The 15,704-nt window shown below is 66.3% G+C and carries 15 protein-coding genes; 4 read left to right on the forward strand and 11 right to left on the reverse strand.

The annotated features are described in order from the left end of the window. Window positions 1-8 precede the first annotated feature (8 nt). Window positions 9-1,970: a SurA N-terminal domain-containing protein gene (locus AC1RHV_RS04275; RefSeq protein WP_192352181.1), complete on the reverse strand. Its 1,962-nt coding sequence runs from the start codon at window positions 1,968-1,970 to the stop codon at window positions 9-11. Between the two features lie 344 nt (window positions 1,971-2,314). Here AC1RHV_RS04275 and AC1RHV_RS04280 point away from each other — a divergent pair, with 344 nt between their 5' ends. The 3 genes from AC1RHV_RS04280 to AC1RHV_RS04290 all read left to right on the forward strand — a co-directional run bounded on the left by AC1RHV_RS04280 (window position 2,315) and on the right by AC1RHV_RS04290 (window position 5,369). Continuing rightward, entirely contained in the window at window positions 2,315-3,607 is a 1,293-nt protein-coding gene (locus AC1RHV_RS04280) for a M20/M25/M40 family metallo-hydrolase (RefSeq protein WP_492299803.1), read from the forward strand. A gap of 109 nt (window positions 3,608-3,716) precedes the next feature. Continuing rightward, window positions 3,717-4,466 (forward strand): glycerophosphodiester phosphodiesterase, encoded by a 750-nt coding sequence (ugpQ, locus tag AC1RHV_RS04285; protein WP_492299805.1) that lies wholly within the window; start codon window positions 3,717-3,719, stop codon window positions 4,464-4,466. Between the two features lie 12 nt (window positions 4,467-4,478). Further along, window positions 4,479-5,369, forward strand: a complete 891-nt coding sequence (locus AC1RHV_RS04290) for a 23S rRNA (adenine(2030)-N(6))-methyltransferase RlmJ (protein WP_054453997.1) — start codon at window positions 4,479-4,481, stop codon at window positions 5,367-5,369. Window positions 5,370-5,440: 71 nt separating this feature from the next. Here the strand turns inward: AC1RHV_RS04290 and AC1RHV_RS04295 are convergent, their stop codons facing one another. The 3 genes from AC1RHV_RS04295 to AC1RHV_RS04305 all read right to left on the reverse strand — a co-directional run bounded on the left by AC1RHV_RS04295 (window position 5,441) and on the right by AC1RHV_RS04305 (window position 8,196). Then, window positions 5,441-6,877 carry a dihydrolipoyl dehydrogenase gene (locus AC1RHV_RS04295; protein ID WP_492299807.1) on the reverse strand — a complete coding sequence of 479 codons (1,437 nt, stop codon included), beginning with the start codon at window positions 6,875-6,877 and terminating at the stop codon, window positions 5,441-5,443. A gap of 213 nt (window positions 6,878-7,090) precedes the next feature. Continuing rightward, a complete protein-coding gene (locus AC1RHV_RS04300) occupies window positions 7,091-7,819 on the reverse strand; it encodes a glutathione peroxidase (protein ID WP_054453993.1) in 729 nt (242 codons plus the stop codon). 176 nt (window positions 7,820-7,995) lie between these two features. Continuing rightward, window positions 7,996-8,196: a heavy-metal-associated domain-containing protein gene (locus AC1RHV_RS04305; protein ID WP_054453991.1), complete on the reverse strand. Its 201-nt coding sequence runs from the start codon at window positions 8,194-8,196 to the stop codon at window positions 7,996-7,998. Window positions 8,197-8,320: 124 nt separating this feature from the next. Here AC1RHV_RS04305 and cueR point away from each other — a divergent pair, with 124 nt between their 5' ends. After that, window positions 8,321-8,713, forward strand: coding sequence for a Cu(I)-responsive transcriptional regulator (gene cueR, locus AC1RHV_RS04310; protein ID WP_054453989.1), 393 nt, complete (start codon window positions 8,321-8,323; stop codon window positions 8,711-8,713). A 25-nt stretch (window positions 8,714-8,738) separates the two neighbouring features. Here cueR and rlmD read toward each other — a convergent pair whose 3' ends face one another. The 7 genes from rlmD to surE all read right to left on the reverse strand — a co-directional run bounded on the left by rlmD (window position 8,739) and on the right by surE (window position 15,523). After that, on the reverse strand, window positions 8,739-10,226 hold the full coding sequence (gene rlmD / locus AC1RHV_RS04315; RefSeq protein ID WP_054453987.1) for a 23S rRNA (uracil(1939)-C(5))-methyltransferase RlmD: 1,488 nt from the start codon (window positions 10,224-10,226) through the stop codon (window positions 8,739-8,741). Window positions 10,227-10,411: 185 nt separating this feature from the next. Next, window positions 10,412-11,164 (reverse strand): TorF family putative porin, encoded by a 753-nt coding sequence (locus AC1RHV_RS04320; protein WP_054453985.1) that lies wholly within the window; start codon window positions 11,162-11,164, stop codon window positions 10,412-10,414. A gap of 357 nt (window positions 11,165-11,521) precedes the next feature. Beyond that, on the reverse strand, window positions 11,522-12,127 hold the full coding sequence (locus tag AC1RHV_RS04325; RefSeq protein WP_119449666.1) for a hypothetical protein: 606 nt from the start codon (window positions 12,125-12,127) through the stop codon (window positions 11,522-11,524). Window positions 12,128-12,307: 180 nt separating this feature from the next. Then, the gene (locus AC1RHV_RS04330; RefSeq protein ID WP_492299811.1) at window positions 12,308-13,087 is read right to left on the reverse strand and encodes a 3'-5' exonuclease; all 780 of its coding nucleotides are present in this window, start codon (window positions 13,085-13,087) and stop codon (window positions 12,308-12,310) included. Next, window positions 13,084-13,938, reverse strand: a complete 855-nt coding sequence (locus AC1RHV_RS04335; RefSeq protein WP_054453979.1) for a peptidoglycan DD-metalloendopeptidase family protein — start codon at window positions 13,936-13,938, stop codon at window positions 13,084-13,086. Before AC1RHV_RS04335 ends, AC1RHV_RS04330 begins: the two co-directional genes overlap by 4 nt. A gap of 17 nt (window positions 13,939-13,955) precedes the next feature. Next, on the reverse strand, window positions 13,956-14,780 hold the full coding sequence (locus tag AC1RHV_RS04340; RefSeq protein ID WP_054453977.1) for a protein-L-isoaspartate(D-aspartate) O-methyltransferase: 825 nt from the start codon (window positions 14,778-14,780) through the stop codon (window positions 13,956-13,958). After that, window positions 14,765-15,523, reverse strand: a complete 759-nt coding sequence (gene surE, locus AC1RHV_RS04345; RefSeq protein WP_054453975.1) for a 5'/3'-nucleotidase SurE — start codon at window positions 15,521-15,523, stop codon at window positions 14,765-14,767. Before surE ends, AC1RHV_RS04340 begins: the two co-directional genes overlap by 16 nt. Window positions 15,524-15,704: the final 181 nt, after the last annotated feature.

The following is a 15,704-nucleotide window of genomic DNA, read 5'->3' on the forward strand; positions in this document are numbered from 1 at the left end:
TGGGCTGATCAGCCGGCTGCCGGCTGATCGCCGCGGATGACCGCGGCGGCGGCGGGCAGCACCTGCACCTTGTACTCTTCGCGCAGCATGCGCAGCATGGCTTCGTTTTCGGCCTGGCCCCAGGCGCCCGACAGCTGCTGCGCCAGGCGCTCCTTGTCGGCCGGATCGACCGTGCCGGCCTCGACCTTCTCCAGGCGCGCCAGCGTGTAGTCCGAACCCGATTGCACGCCGGCGTAGGCCGGCAGCGTGGCGGCGGGCAGGCGCATGACGGCGTCCAGCACCGGACGCGGCAGATCCTTGGGATCCTGGCGCGACACGATCACCGGCGCGCCAAAGCCTTCCGGCGTTGCGGCGGGGTTAGCCTTGTCGGCAGCCAGCGCGGCTTCGCCGGCCTTCTTGGCGGCTTCGGCCGAACGCTCGTCCAGCAGCTTGGCGCGGATGGTGTCCGAGACCTTGTCCAGCGGCGGCACGTGGGACGGCTCGACAGCGGCCACGCGCAGGGCCAGCATGGTGTCGGGCGAGAGTTCGATCACGCCGGAGTTCTGCTTTTCACGCAGCACGTCGGGCGAGAACAGCACCTGGCGCACGCGCGGGTTGTCCAGCAGCGCGGCATCGGGGCCGGCGGCGGCCGAGCCCGGACCCGCCTTGTCGGCGGGCAACAAGCCTTCGCGGGTCACGCCGGAAGCGGTACGCAGCTTCAGGCCGACGGCGTCGGCGGCGGGCTGCAGGCTGTCGCGCTGGTCATAGACCTGCTTGTTCAACTGGCTGGCCATTTCCGAGAAGCGCACGGCGGCGAGCTGCTTGCGGACTTCGGCGGTGATCTGGTCCTTGACCTCGGCCAGCGGCTTGATGGCGGCGGGCTGGATTTCGGTGACCTTGACCACGTGCAGGCCGGACGGGGTTTCGATCACGCCGGACACCTGGTCCTTGGCCTGGCCGAAAATCGCCTTTTCCAGCGGACCGGTCAACATGCCGGGCGCGAGCCAGCCCAGATCGCCGCCATTGGTCGCCGAACCCGCGTCCTGCGAGTTCTTGCGGGCCAATTCGGCGAATTGCGCCGGATCGGCGGCGGCCTGCTTGGCGAGGTCCTCGGCCTTGGCACGGGCGGCCTTGCGGGCGTCTTCCGACGCGCCAGGCGCCAGGTTGATCATGATGTGGCTGGCGCGGCGGCGTTCGGGCTGGCCGAAGCGGTTCTTGTTCTGCTCGTAGTAGGACGCGAGGTCCTCGTCCTTGACCTGCACGCCTTGCGTGGCCGCGGCCTCGTCCAGCACCAGGTACTGGACCTGGACCTGTTCGGGAATCTGCAGTTGCTGCTTGTTGGCGTCGTACCAGGCCTGGATGTCGGCCGGGCTGACGCTGACTTGCGAGCGGTAGTCGGCAGCGGCGAAGCGGCGCAGTTGCACCGTGCGCTGCTGCGTCAACGCCGTTTCCAGCGCGGCCACGACCTCGCCGGGTGCGCGGGCCGACTGGCCCACGGGCTCCAGCACGCGCGCGACCGCCAGATCGCGGCGCAGGCCGGCTTCGAACGAGGTCGGCGACATGCCTTGCGCAGCCAGCACCTGGCGATAGCGCTCGGGCGAGAAGCGGCCATTGTCCTGGACTTCCGGAATCGCGGCGATGGTGTTGCGCAGCGTTTCGTCGGACACCGAGAAACGGTTGTCGACGGCAACGTTGGCCAGCAGGCGCTGGTTGATCAACTGATTGAGCAAGCCTTCGCGCAGCGCCGGCGTGTCGATGACGGCCGGATCGAACTGGGCGCCCAGGCGCTGGCGGAACTGCTCCAGCTGGTTGCGGTGCGCCTGATCGAACTCGGCCCGCGACACGGGTTGGCCATTGACCGTGGCCAATTCAGGCTCGGCGCGCATGAAGCTGTCATAGCCTTGAATACCGACCAGGAAGAAGGACGGCACAATCAGAAGCAGCAGGATGAACTGCATCCAGCGCCGATGGCTGCGAATAAATTCGAACATGGAATCCCTGTTGCCGCACCCCGGGCGCAAGCCCAAAGCCGCAAGAAAACGCATAAAAAAAGGCGAACCAGATTCGCCCTGTTCCCATACCGGTCAATACCGGATCAGCGGGCGGATTTTACCATTTCTCATTCGCCGCGCAGCCCAGGAATCTTTCGAATGTCATCCGGGCCTGCCCCCGGGCTCAAACGGCACGAAACCGGGGACCGAGTCAACCCGGGGAACCACCATTTCCAGCCCCTTGCGGCCCTCGTATCGTGGCCTGTCAGGGTAAGCCCGCATTACCCCGACGCCGCCCCCCGAAGGATGCGGCCCCTTCCACGCACGCTCAGAGGTACACACTGATGCCGTACACATCTCCCCGCCTGCAACTCCTGCGCACCTGCATCGCCCTGGCCTTCGTCGGCGGCGCCCCCGCCGCGCTGGCCGCGCCCGTCGCCGCCGTCCACGAAGCCGCGCAAGCCCAGCAGCAAGGCATGCTGGATACCATGCGCGACCTGGTCGGCATCGAGTCGGGCAGCAAGGACGTCGAGGGCGTGGAGCGCATCGCCGTCCTGATCCGCGACCGGCTCAAGGCGCTGGGCGGAACGGTAGAGATCATCCATCCCACCGACGTGTTCCGCCTGGACGACACGCCAGAGAAGGTCGGCCCCATGGTCCATGCCGAATTCAAGGGTAAAGGCCAGAAGAAGATCATGCTGATCGCCCACATGGACACCGTCTACCGCAACGGCATGCTCAAGGACCAGCCTTTCCGCATCGACGGCGACAAGGCCTACGGCCTGGGCATCGCCGACGACAAGCATGGCGTGGCCGCCATCATCCACACCCTGACCCTGCTGCAAAAACTGGGCTTCGAGGACTACGGCACCATTACTGTGCTGATCAACGGCGACGAGGAAATCAGCTCGCCCGGCGCGCGCAGCACCATTACCCGCCTGGGCGCCGACCAGGATGCGGTGTTCTCGTTCGAAGGCGGCGGCGCGCAAGCGCGCCTGACGCTGGCCACCAGCGGCATCGGCGCGGCCTACCTGACCGTGCAGGGCAAGACCTCGCATGCGGGCGCGCGGCCCGAAGGCGGCGTCAACGCGCTGTATGAGTTGGCCCACCAGGTGCTGCAGCTGGACAAGCTGTCCAAGCCCGAGGAAGGCTTGAAGCTGAACTGGACCGTGGCCCAGGCCGGCACCAACCGCAACGTCATTCCGGGCCAGGCCACCGCCCAGGCCGACGCGCGCGCCCTGCGCGTCTCCGATTTCGATGCGCTGTCGCGCACGCTGGAAGAACGCATACAGAAGAAGCTGCTGCCCGAATCCAAGGTCAGCGTGAAGTTCGAAGTGCGCCGCCCGCCCTTGGAAGCCACGCCGGCCTCGCGCGCCCTGGCCCAACACGGCGTGCAGATCTACAAAGAGCTGGACTTGCCGATGACGGTCGTGGACCGCGCCAGCGGCGGCGGCACCGACGCCGCTTTTGCCGCCTTGAAGGCGCGCGGCCCGGTAATCGAAGGCATGGGCCTGAGCGGCTTTGGCGCGCATTCCAACGACGCCGAGTACATCCAGATCAACAGCATCGTGCCGCGCCTGTACCTTGCCGCGCGGATGATCATGGACGTGTCGCAGGACAAGGCGCCCATGAAATAGGCCTGGAGACCTGCCGCGGCGTTCCCGCGCGCCGCGGCAGGCGCAGAACGGGCGTGCAGAAGGAGTATCCTTGCAACCCTGACCAAAAGAACCCGAAGCAACACCCCAAATGAGCGCAAAACTCCCCTCCTGGCCCTACTCCCGTTACATCGCGCATCGCGGCGGCGGCCGTCTGGCCCCGGAGAACACCCTGGCCGCCATGCGCGTAGGCGCCGAGCACGGCTTCACGATGTTCGAATACGACGTCAAGCTGAGCAGCGACAACGTGCTGGTGCTGATGCACGACGACGACGTGGACCGCACCTCCAACGGCCGCGGACCCGCCGCTGCCAAGACCTACGCCGAGCTTGCCCAGCTGGATTTCGGCAGCTGGCATTCCGCCGCCTACGCGGGCGAGCCGCTGCCCACCTTCGCTGCCGTCGCCCGCTACACGGTGGCCAACGGCATCGCCAGCAACGTCGAGATCAAGCCCTGCCCGGGCCGCGAGGCCGAGACCGGCCGCGCCGTGGCGCTGGCCGCGCGCCAGCTGTGGCAAGGCGCGGCCGAAGCGCCGCTCCTGTCCTCGTTCGCGGAAGCAGCGCTGCAGGCCGCGCTGGAAACAGCCCCCGAATTGCCGCGCGCGCTGCTGGTGGAGAAGGTACCCGCCGACTGGCGCGAACGCCTGGCCAAGTACGAGTGCGTGGCCCTGAACATCAATCAGAAGGACGCCACCCGTGAGCTGATCGATGCCGTGCATGCCGCCGGCTACCGTATCGCCGCCTGGACCGTCAACGACCCGGAGCGCGCCCGCCTGCTGCTCGACTGGGGCATCGACGGCATTTTCACCGACGAGCTGGCCGTGATCCGGCCCGCCGCCTGAGGCAGAACGCCCGTGTTCAGTTACCGCCACGCCTTTCACGCCGGCAACCACGCCGACGTGCTCAAGCACGCCATCCTGATCCACACCCTGGATTACTTCAACAAGAAGGACGCGCCCTACTGGGTCGTCGACACCCACGCCGGCGCCGGGCTCTACAGCCTGGATAGCGATTGGGCCGCCAAGACCTCCGAGTTCGCCGACGGCATCGGCCGCCTGTGGGAAGCCGAGGACCTGCCCCCCATCCTGGCCGACTACGTCGCCCGGATCCGCGGCTACAACACCAACGGCCGCCTCAGGCGCTATCCCGGTTCGCCGTGGCTGGCGCTGGACGCGCTGCGTCCGTCCGACCGGCTGCGCCTGTTCGAAATGCACCCTACCGAGATCGACACGCTGGTCGGCAACCTGGAACACCAGGGCCGCGCCGCGCAACGCCAGACCACGATCTACGGCGACGACGGTTTTGAAGGCGTCAAGGCGCTGCTGCCGCCGCCCACGCGCCGCGGCATGGTGCTGATCGACCCCTCGTACGAAGACAAGAACGACTATCGCCGCACGCTCAACGCGGTCAAGGAATGCGTCAAGCGCTTCGCCACCGGCACCTACGCCGTCTGGTACCCGCTGGTCCAGCGCCGCGAAGCCAATGAAATGGCGCGCCACCTGGAGAACCTGAAGGTCAAGAGCTGGCTGCACGCGACCTTGACGGTCAAGAAAGCAGCCATCGACGGCTACGGCCTGCACGGCAGCGGCATGTTCCTGATCAATCCGCCCTGGACGCTGCACGACGCCTTGAAGCAAGCCATGCCGTATCTGGCCCGCACGCTGGGACAGGACGAGCGCGCCGGCTTCACGCTGCAGTTCCGCGAGAATCCGTTCCCGGTGCCAAAGAAGCAGTCGGACGATTGATCCGATACGAAAAGCGAAAAGGCCACGATGTTTCGTGGCCTTTTTGTTGGTGTCGCGGATCGCGCTGGCGTTCAAGCCAGTTCATTCTCCGGAGCTTCCCGCCGCAGCGCCTCCTGCGCCCGGGCCAGCTTGGCCGCCGCGTCGCGCAAGGCGGTGCGCAGGCCTTCCTCGATCACGGGGTGATAGAACGGCATTTCCAGCATGCGCGCCACGGTCAGCTCCTGCTGCACGGCCCAGGCCAGCAGGTGGCCGATGTGCTCGGCGCTGGGGCCGACCATCTCGGCGCCCAGGAAACGGCCCGTTTCGATGTCCGCATAGACATGCAGCATGCCGCGGTTCTTCAGCATGACCCGCGAACGGCCCTGGTCGCAGAAGTCCACCTCGCCCGTCACGAAGGTGCCCGGCACCAGCCGTGCGTGGCCCTGCCCGGCCATGGCGATCTGCGGGTCCGAGAACACCACGGCCAACGGCGCGCGGCGCAGGCCCTTGCGCACTTCGGGATAGCGCGCCGCGTTCTCGCCCGCGATGCGGCCTTCGTCGGCGGCTTCGTGCAGCAGCGGCGCGTCGGCGTTGGCATCGCCCGCGATGAAGATAGGAGCATCGCCCGCCTGCATGGTTTCGCGGTCGAACAACGGCACGCCATGTTTGTCCAATTGCAGCGAGGTGTTTTCCAGCGCCAGCCCGTCCACGTTGGCGCGGCGGCCCGTGGCCACCAGCGCGTAGTCGAAGCGTTCGGTGCGCTCGGTGTTGTCCAGCGTCACGTAGCGCACTTCCACTTCGTCGCCTACGCGGGTGGTTTCAAGCACGCGGGCGTCCGGGTCCAGATAGAACTCGCGCTGGAAGATCTTGCGGGCCGTATTGCGTACTTGCGGATCGCTGATGCCGCCCAGGCTGCCGCTGACGCCGAACACGCGCACTTCCACGCCCAGGCGCGCCAGCGCCTGGCCCAGTTCCAGCCCGATCACGCCAGGACCGAACACGGCCACACGGCCAGGCAGATCATCCCAGGCGAACACGTCATCGTTCAGCACCAGACGGTCGCCCAGCGCACGGAACGGCGGCGGCACAGACGGCCGCGAACCGGTGGCGATCACCACGCGGGACGCATGCACTTCGGTGTGCTCGTCCACCTTCAGCACCGTGTCCGACACGAAGCGCGCATAGCCGCGCAGCTTGTCCTCTGCCGGGATGCTTTCCACGCCTTCCAGCACGAAACCGACGAAGCGGTCGCGCTCGCGTTTGACGCGGTCCATCACTTCGGCGCCATCGACCGTGATCTCGCCGCCCACATGCACGCCGAACGGCTCGGTGTGGGCCGCGCTGTGGGCCGCTTCGGCGGCGGCGATCAGCAGCTTTGACGGCATGCAGCCGACGCGGGCGCAGGTCGTGCCGTAGGGACCGCCTTCGATCAGCAGCGCGCGCTGGCCCGCGGCGCGAGCGGCGCGGTAGGCGGCCAGGCCGGCCGTGCCGGCGCCGATGACAGCGATATCGGTATGCAGAGTTTTCATGACTGGGTATCCCCCGATGTGGCGTGGAGCAGGAATTCAAAGGCGGATTCCGCCTTTTTCCGCACCCTATGGACGTGGACAGTCCCGCAGCGCCCGCCGGGGGCCGCGCACGAAGATGCGTAAAAAGGGAAACTCGTGAAGGGTGCAGCAGGCGGCGAACCGCCCTGCTGCCCGGCCCCGGGGCGAACCCGGGACCGGTAGCGTTGCAGACGCTTAGGCGAAGTGCGCCTTCAGGTCTTCCAGGCCGCCGATCAGCGCGCCATTGATGAACACCTGCGGGGCGGTGCCCTTGCCCGAGACAGCGCCGATCACGCGGCCACGGACCTTGTTTTCCAGCGGGATCTCGATCGGGGCGTAGCCCTTGGCATCCAGCAGCGCCTTGGCTTCCACGCAGAACGGGCAGCCCGGCTTGGAGAACACGACCACCTGGTCGGGCTTCTTGGCCGACGGGGCGAAGTGCGCCAGCATGGTGTCGGCGTCCGACACTTCAAACGGGTCGCCTTCCTTTTCCGGCTCGATGAACATCTTCTGGACCACGCCGTCCTTGACCAGCATGGAATAGCGCCAGCTGCGCTTGCCGAAGCCCAGGTCGCTCTTGTCGACCAGCATGCCCATGCCTTCGGTGAACTCGCCGTTGCCGTCGGGCAGCAGCGTGATGTTGGCCGATTCCTGGTCCTTGGCCCATTCGTTCATGACGAAGGTGTCATTGACCGACACGCAGACGATGCTGTCCACGCCGGCGGCGAAGAAGGCGGGAGCCAGTTCGTTGTAACGCGGCAGGTGGGTCGACGAGCAGGTCGGCGTGAAGGCGCCGGGCAGGGAAAAGACCACGACGGTCTTGTTCTTGAACAGGTCGTCGGACGTCACCTTCTTCCAGGTGTTGTCCTCACGGACCGGGAACGTTACGTTCGGAACACGTTGGCCTTCGCGGTTTTGCAGCATTCAAATCTCTCCTTGGGGTAGCGGGGTTGTTTGATTAACCACCATGGAAAGAATGATAAATCCTTACTATCAATTATTCAAATTTAATAAATTCAATGAATCGATAGATTTTAGCAATGAATAAATAACCAGCGCGAGACCGGATCTATCATAGCCCGGCCTCGCGCCTGGAGGAATTACACCGGCTGCGGCTGGTAGCCGGCGTCGCGGATCGCGTCTTCGATCTTGTCGGCGTCATCGGCCCCGGTCACGGTCACGCGGTGCGTGGGCAGATCGATCGTGACAGTCGCGCCCGGAGCCGCCTGGGCCACCGCGGCCGTAATGGTCTTGGCGCAATGGCCGCAGGTCATGTCAGCCACTTGGAACTCGATGCTCATAGTTATCTCCATAGGATTCAAGGGCGATGGACTACGTTTCGTCCACCATGGAAAGCAGCTTAAACCTTCCCATGATGGAAAGGTCAAGCGTAGAATCGCACTCAGGCTACACAGGAGCACAGCAATGAATATCGGCGAGGCATCCAGGAGTTCCGGCATTTCCGCCAAGATGATCCGCTACTACGAAAGCATCGGCCTCATCAGCCCCGCCGGACGCACGGATTCCGGCTACCGCGTGTACAGCGAACACGATCTGCATACGCTGCACTTCGTGCGCCGCGCGCGCGACCTGGGTTTTTCGGTGGAACAGATGAATGAGTTGCTGGCGCTGTGGAAGGACCGCAGCCGCGCCAGCGCCGACGTCAAGCGCATCGCGCTGGAACACGTGCAGGAACTGGAGCGCAAGGCCGAGGCGCTGCGCGACATGGCGGCCACCTTGAAGCATCTGGCCGAACACTGCCAGGGCAATGACAGGCCGGACTGCCCGATACTGGAAGGCCTGGGCTGCAAGCACTGAAACGGCCCAGGCCCTTCCCGCGGCGTCAGTCCTGCGCTTCGGCCGCGACCTTGGCGTGATAGGCGTCGGTGGCGGCCTGCTTGGCGGCCGCCTTCTCGGCGGCGGCCGCGGCCTTGGCTTCTTCCGCGGCTGCCGCTTCGGCCGCCGCCTGAATGGCGCGCTGGCGGGCGCGTTCCCGCACGACCTGGATACCTTCGGCGTCCAGCGATTCGAACACCGCAATGGACTCCACATGGCCCGTGTGCGGGAACATGTTGATCACGCCCGCGCTCTTCAACACATAGCCGCCTTCATGCACCATGATGGCCGCATCGCGCGCCAGCGTGGCCGGATTACAGGACACGTAGACGATACGCACGGGGCGCTCGTGCGCCTCCAACAGCGACAGGGCCTGCGCCACGGCATGCGCGCCTTCGCGCGGCGGATCGATCAGCATGCGGTCGAAGTAGCCCAGGCCGCGCAGCCATTCCACGTCCACCTCGAACAGGTTCAGGGTGGCGAAGCTGGTGCGATCGCCCAGGCCGTGGCGCGATGCCGCGTCGAAAGCGCGGTCGGTCAGCGCCTTGCTGCCTTCCACGCCCACGGCTTCCCTGCCCTGCGTCGCCAGCGGCAGCGTGAAGTTGCCCAGCCCGCAGAACAGATCCGCCACGCGGTCGGTAGGCTGCACCTCCAGTAGTTTCAGCGCGCGCGACACCATCGCACGGTTGATGGCGTGATTGACCTGCGTGAAATCGGTGGGCCGGTACGGCATGCGCAGGCCGAATTCCGGCATGGTGTAGGCCAGCGTGTCGCCGTGCTCGCGCTCCAGCGGGTGCACGGTTTCCGGACCCTTGGACTGCAGCCACCATTGCACGTTGTGCTTGGCGGCGAAGGCGCGCAGGATGGCGATGTCGCCATCGGTCAGCGGCAGCAGATGGCGCAGCACCAGGGCGGTCACGCCCTCGCCCAGCGACACTTCGATCTGCGGCATGCGGTCCGGCGCGGACATGGAACCGATCATTTCGCGCAAAGGGATCAGCAGGTCGCTGACGTGGCGCGGCAGCACATGGCATTCGCGCATGTCGGCCACATAGCTGCTCTTGCGCTCATGGAAACCAACCAGCACGCCGCCCTTCTTGGGCACGACGCGCACCGACAGGCGGGCGCGGTAGCGGTAGCCCCAGGTCGGGCCTTGCAGCGGCGCCAGGATGCGCGCGGGACGCAGCTTGCCGACGTGCCAGAAGGTGTCTTCCAGCGAACGTTGCTTGATGGCGACCTGCGTGCTGGGTTCCAGGTGCTGCATGGCACAGCCGCCACAGACGCCGAAATGCGGGCAGCGCGGCGCCACGCGCTGCGACGAGGGCCGCAGCACCTCGTCCACGCGCGCAATCTCGTAGGACGGCTTGCGGCGCAGCGTAACCGTGGTGACCCGTTCGCCCGGCAAGGCGCCTTCCACGAAGACGACCTTCCCGTCGCGGCGGGCGATACCCCTGGCTTCCAGGTCCAGGGATTCAATACTCAAAACGTCAGACATCTCACGCAGTCCAGAAGAATTACACGCAACCTTCTATTGTAGAAGGACTGCGGCCAATCCTGGAAATGGCGATGTGGGGCCGGAACGGTCTCCCGATGAAAAAAGGGCTTGCCCCGGACGGCGGTCACCGCCAATCGTCGGCAAGCCCGAAAGCCGGCGCTGCCAGGCGCCGCCACGGATATCGGTCAGAAGGAACGCGCCACCGAGAAGACGGCGCCCAGGCGGCCCGAAGGATGGCCGTACTTGGTCGGCAGCCAGTTGTCCTTGGTCGCCCCCACGGCGGCCAGGCCCAGGATCCAGCCCTTCAGGTCCTTGGTCACGCCGAGCTTGTAGTCGACGTAATGGCCGATGGAGTCGCCGTCCATATTGGTCTGGTTCTTGAGCTTCTGGTAGCCCAGGTGGCCGACCAGGCCCCAGCCGTCGCCCAGGTCGAAGTTGGCCGTGCCGTCCAGGTACCAGGTGCCCTTGCTGTCCGGCGTGCTGAAGAAGTCGCTGGGCGTATAGGAGTACTTGAGGCTGTAGTTGCCGTAGGACGCGCCCAGATAGAGGTCGGTGTTGTTGTAGTTGCCGCCCTTCGGCGAGCTGGAGCCCGGGTAGTAATAATGCAGCACGCCCGCATCCAGCGTGAAGCCGCCGCCCACGTCGCCCTTCCAGCCGCCGTAGAAATCCATTTCCAGGTTGCCGTCGGTGAACACGAAATCGGAAACATTGGAGTTCCAGTTGCCCAGATAGAAGCCGGAACTGTGGGTCAGGTCGAAGCCCAGCTGCACGGCGGGCCGGAAGTCGGTCTGCGAGTAGCCGCGGAAACGGTAGTCGCTGACGATGGCGGCGTTGCCGCTGAGCGAAAATCCGCCGCCCAGGTCGGTGGGTTCGGCCTGCGCCGTCGCGGTGAAACAAGCGGCGAGCGCAAAGGGCACGGCTAGCAACGTCTTCTTCATGGTGCGGAGTCCTGATCGGATTTGTCGAGTAGGTAGATGGCCGAGGCGCATCACTAGGACCGGCGATGCAGCGTTTGAAACCGGTTCCTACTCAACAAAGCAATGTCCGTGCCAGGTCTGCGGCAAGCCGATACGCAGGCGCATCGCCCGCTGACGGCGCCCGCGCCGCACCAGAACAGTGCGGACGCGTGTGCCGGCGCACGCGCTTATGCGTCAAAACGGGGAACCCGCTCCCTATCGGTACGCATGGCGAGCCGCCGCCAGCCGCCATCCCGGACGCCAAATGAAAAACCCCGGCACGCGGTCGCGTGTCCGGGGTTGCTGGCGTGCACCGGCCGGGACGGCCGGCCGCACTGCTTAGTTGGCGGCAGGCTTGGCCGGCGCGGCGGCAGCGGGCGCATCCGCCTTGCCCTTGCCGTGGCGCCCTTCCATGCGGGCGTGGCGCTCCTGCATGCGGTCCTGGCGTTCCTTGACGAACTTGGTCACCTGGCCGCGCTGGGTGTCGTTCAGGCTGTCCCAGACCGCGAGCCATTGGTCGCGCACCTGCTTGGCCTGGGGACCGAAGGCATCACGCGACTTTTCGGACTGTTCGACCAGCGCGCGGGGATCCAGCTTGCCGCTGTCCAGCTGCGCCTTGAGCAGGTCGTGGCGCTTGCCGCCCGAGGCACGCATCGCTTCGTGCAGGCTGCGCTGGCCGTCCTGCGCGGTCTTGAACAAGGCCTGCTGCTTGTCGTCCAGCTTCAGCTCGGCGACCTGCGCCTTGGTCACGGGACCCAGGCCGGGAATGAAGAGGCCGTCGCGCATGCCTTTGTGGAAGCCGCCGCGCTGGCCATCGTGCATGGCGGCGGGGCCGCCGTCAGCGGGAGGAGGAGGCGCAGCCATGACGGAGCCGGCCACCAGGCCGCCCGTCGCGGCGACAAATGCAAGAGCGGCCAAATTGGAGCGGATAGCGAATCGGGACATGTAGGTCTCCTGAAAGTGAAGAAAGCGAGGCCATTGTGCGATTGGCCCGGTTTCATCCAGGTTTCGCTGGCGCAAGCAATGTTTCAGTCGATTGCGCATGATCCAGACGCAAGAACGGGGCCTCGCGGGCCCCGTTCGATCCTGTCCGCCGGAAGACGGATCCTCCGGCCGAGACGCCGCTCAGTTGGCGTCCCAGGCCGCCATGTACTCCTTCCAGTGCGGCGCATCGCTGGCGCTGAGGGTGTCGCGCACCAGCGCGATTTCCGCTTCGTAGGAAGTACGGTCGAGTTCGCCGCGCAGGAAACGGAAACGGCAATACACCAGCCAGGTGTTGACCACGTCCGTTTCGCAATAGGCCCGCACCTCGTCGGCGCGGCCCTGGCTCCAGGCTTCCCACACCTTGCTGCCGTCCATGCCCAGCTTGCCGGGAAAGCCGCAAAGCTTGGCCAGTTCGTCCAGCGGCGCGTTGGCGCGGCCGTTGTACTTGGCCAGCAGGTCCATCAGGTCCAGGTGACGCGAGTGGTAGCGCGAAATGTAGTTGTTGAACTTGAAGTCGCGGTCTTCCTCGCCCATGTCCCAGTAGCGCGGCGCGGGCACGCCCTGGATCAGGCTGCGGTAATGCAGCACCGGCAGGTCGAAGCCGGAACCGTTCCAGCTCACGAGCTTGGGCGTGTAGCGCTCGATGGTCTTGAAGAAGCCCGCCAGCAAGGCGGCTTCGGGATCGTCGGGCTGGCCCAGGGTCTTGACGCGAAAGCCCTGGTCGTCGCGGAACACGCAGCCCACCACCGCCACCTTGTGCAGATGCAGCGGCAGGAAATCATGGCCCACGGCCTCGCGGCGCGCGGTCAGCGCGCGCTCGACCACATCCTGGTCGGAAACATCAGCCCCCCAGCCGTTGAGCTTGCGCAGCCCCTCGGCGTCGGGGATGGTTTCCAGGTCGAAGACGAGAGTGGGCGTCATCGGGCAGGCAGATACTGCATGGGGTCCACCGGCTGGCCTTGGCGGCGGATCTCGAAGTGCAGGCGCGGCGACGTGGTATCGCTTTGGCCGAGTTCGGCGATCTTGGCGCCGCGCTTGACGTTCTGCCCCGTCTTCACCAGCACCGCGCGGTTATGCGCGTAAGCGGTAATGAAGCCGTTCTGGTGTTCGACGATGATCAGGTTGCCCAGGCCGCGCACACCGTTGCCGCTGTACTTGACCAGGCCGTCGGCGGCGGCGGTGACCGGATCGCCCAGCGCGCCGGCGATGTCGATGCCCTTGCTGCTGTTGTTGAAGCCTTGCACGATCTGGCCGTTGGCAGGCCAGGCCCAATTGATGACGGCCGCGTCGGCCGCGCGCGTGGCGGGCTTGGTCTCGACTGGCGCGGTGGGCGGCGGCGTGGTGGTTTCAGTGGTCGGCGGCGGCAGGGTTTCTGGCTGGTCCAGCGGACGCGGCTGCGTCTTGGAGCCCGCGACCGGCGCGGTCTGCGCCCCGCCGCTGGCGCTGCCGGACATCTTCAGGACCTGGCCGACCGAGATCTGGTTGGGGTCGCTGAGGTTGTTCCAACGCTTGACGTTTTCGACATCCACATTGTTGGCGCGGGCGATCTTGTAGAGCGTGTCGCCCGGTTTCACCACATAGGTGCCGCCGGTCTGGGTGGCCGGCGCGGGTTGCCCGCCGGTCATGTCGACCACCGGGGCGCGCGTGCCTTTGGAAGCGCAGCCAGCCAGGATGGACAGGCTGAGAGCCCCCGCGATGAAGAGCGGGCGGCGCAGGCGCGTCATGGACGCGCCCAGGGTGATATCGGTCAGTTGCAACTGCCCGTTGAGCATACGTTTCTCCTGTTTGCTCAAGATTGTATTCCGGCCCGTAGCGGCACAAAGCGCACGGCCTCTAATTCTGTGCGTTTCCAGCTGGCCGCGCCTGTGCGTTCGATGAGAACCAGGCGCTGGTTGGCGCCCCCTTCAGGAGCGATCAGGCGGCCACCCGGTGCGAGCTGCGAGAGCAGCGCCTGCGGGATGGCAAGGCCAGCGGCAGCCACAACGATAGCATCGAACGGCGCCACGCCGGGCAGGCCCAGCATGCCGTCGCCGTAGATCAAGCGGATCCTGGTGGTGAGCCGCAGGGCGCGCAGATGCTCGCGCGCAAGTTCATACAATCCGCGGATGCGTTCGATGGTGTGAACCTCGCGCACGAATTGCGCGAGCACCGCCGCCTGGTAGCCGCAACCCGCGCCGACTTCCAGCACGCGGGTGGGCGTGCGGTCGTCGCAGGCGGCGGCGATCATGCGCGCCACCACCCAGGGTTGGGAGATGGTTTGCGAATGACCGATGGGCAGCGCGGCGTCTTCGTAAGCGCGGCTGGCCAGCGCCTCGTCGACGAACAGATGGCGCGGCACCGCGCCCATGGCGTTGAGCACGCGCTCGTCGGTAATGCCCTGCGCCCGCAGGCGCTCGACCATGGCCTGGCGCAGGCGATCCGAATTCAGCCCCAGATTGCTGCCCGATGCAGGCGTCGGCGCCTGGGTCTGGCGTTGCAGCGTGGCTGCGGAAATGCGGGTGTTGCTGTTGGCGGGCGTGACGCCCGGACTGAGCCGACCCGAGTCGTAGCGCACCGGACCGGTACGCCCGGGCACCGGCTGGGTCACGTCCGGCTGGCTTACACGTTTACGCATAGCGGCTCCGCCCAGGTCCGGATCTCGTCGAGCTGGCTGTGCTGGGTCAGGTCCAGGCGCAGCGGCGTGACCGACACCGTACCCTGCTCGACGGCATGAAAGTCCGTGCCTGGCGTGGCGTCGGCCGCCAAACCCACGGGTCCGATCCAATAGACGGTATCGCCATACGGCGTGGTGGTGCGCACCACCGGCTGCGAGGGATGGCGCTTTCCCAGGCGCGTGACCGCGAAGCCGTGCATGTCTTCGAAGCGGCGGCTGGGGATATTGACGTTCAGGAGCACCGGCGCGGCCAGCGGCTGGGCCAGATGGCGTTCCACCACGAGGCGCGCGGCGCGCGCGGCGGAATCGATGTGCTCCCAGCCCTTCTCGGCCAGCGAGAACGCGATGGCCGGGATGCCGAACAGATAGCCTTCGCTGGCAGCGGCCACGGTGCCCGAATACAGGGTGTCGTCGCCCATGTTGGCGCCGTTGTTGATGCCGGACACGACCAGGTCCGGCCGGGTATCCATAAGGCCGGTGAGCGCCACGTGCACGCAGTCGGACGGGGTGCCGTTGACGGCAATGAAGCCGTTGGAGGCGGTGCGTACCGACAGCGGCCGGTTCAGCGTCAGGGAGTTGGACGCGCCGCTATGGTTGGTTTCAGGCGCGACGACAGTGAGATCGCCCAGGCCCTGCAGCGCGTCAACCAGCGCCTCGAGCCCAGGGGCCGAATAACCATCATCGTTCGAAACCAGAATTCGCATTGTGCATCCGAAAGAAAATAAAACGCGGGTGAACGCGTCGGATTGTACCGTCCGCGGCCGGTATCCGTGCGATCGACTGGCGGACGGGGGCCGCAGCCCCGCTCGATAACCCGTAGCCGGGCCCGGCCCCGGGCGCGGTAGAATCCGCACCCATTACCGCAACAACACAACAACAACGGAT

It is taken from the genome of Achromobacter sp. GW823-FHT04E03 (assembly GCF_058796095.1).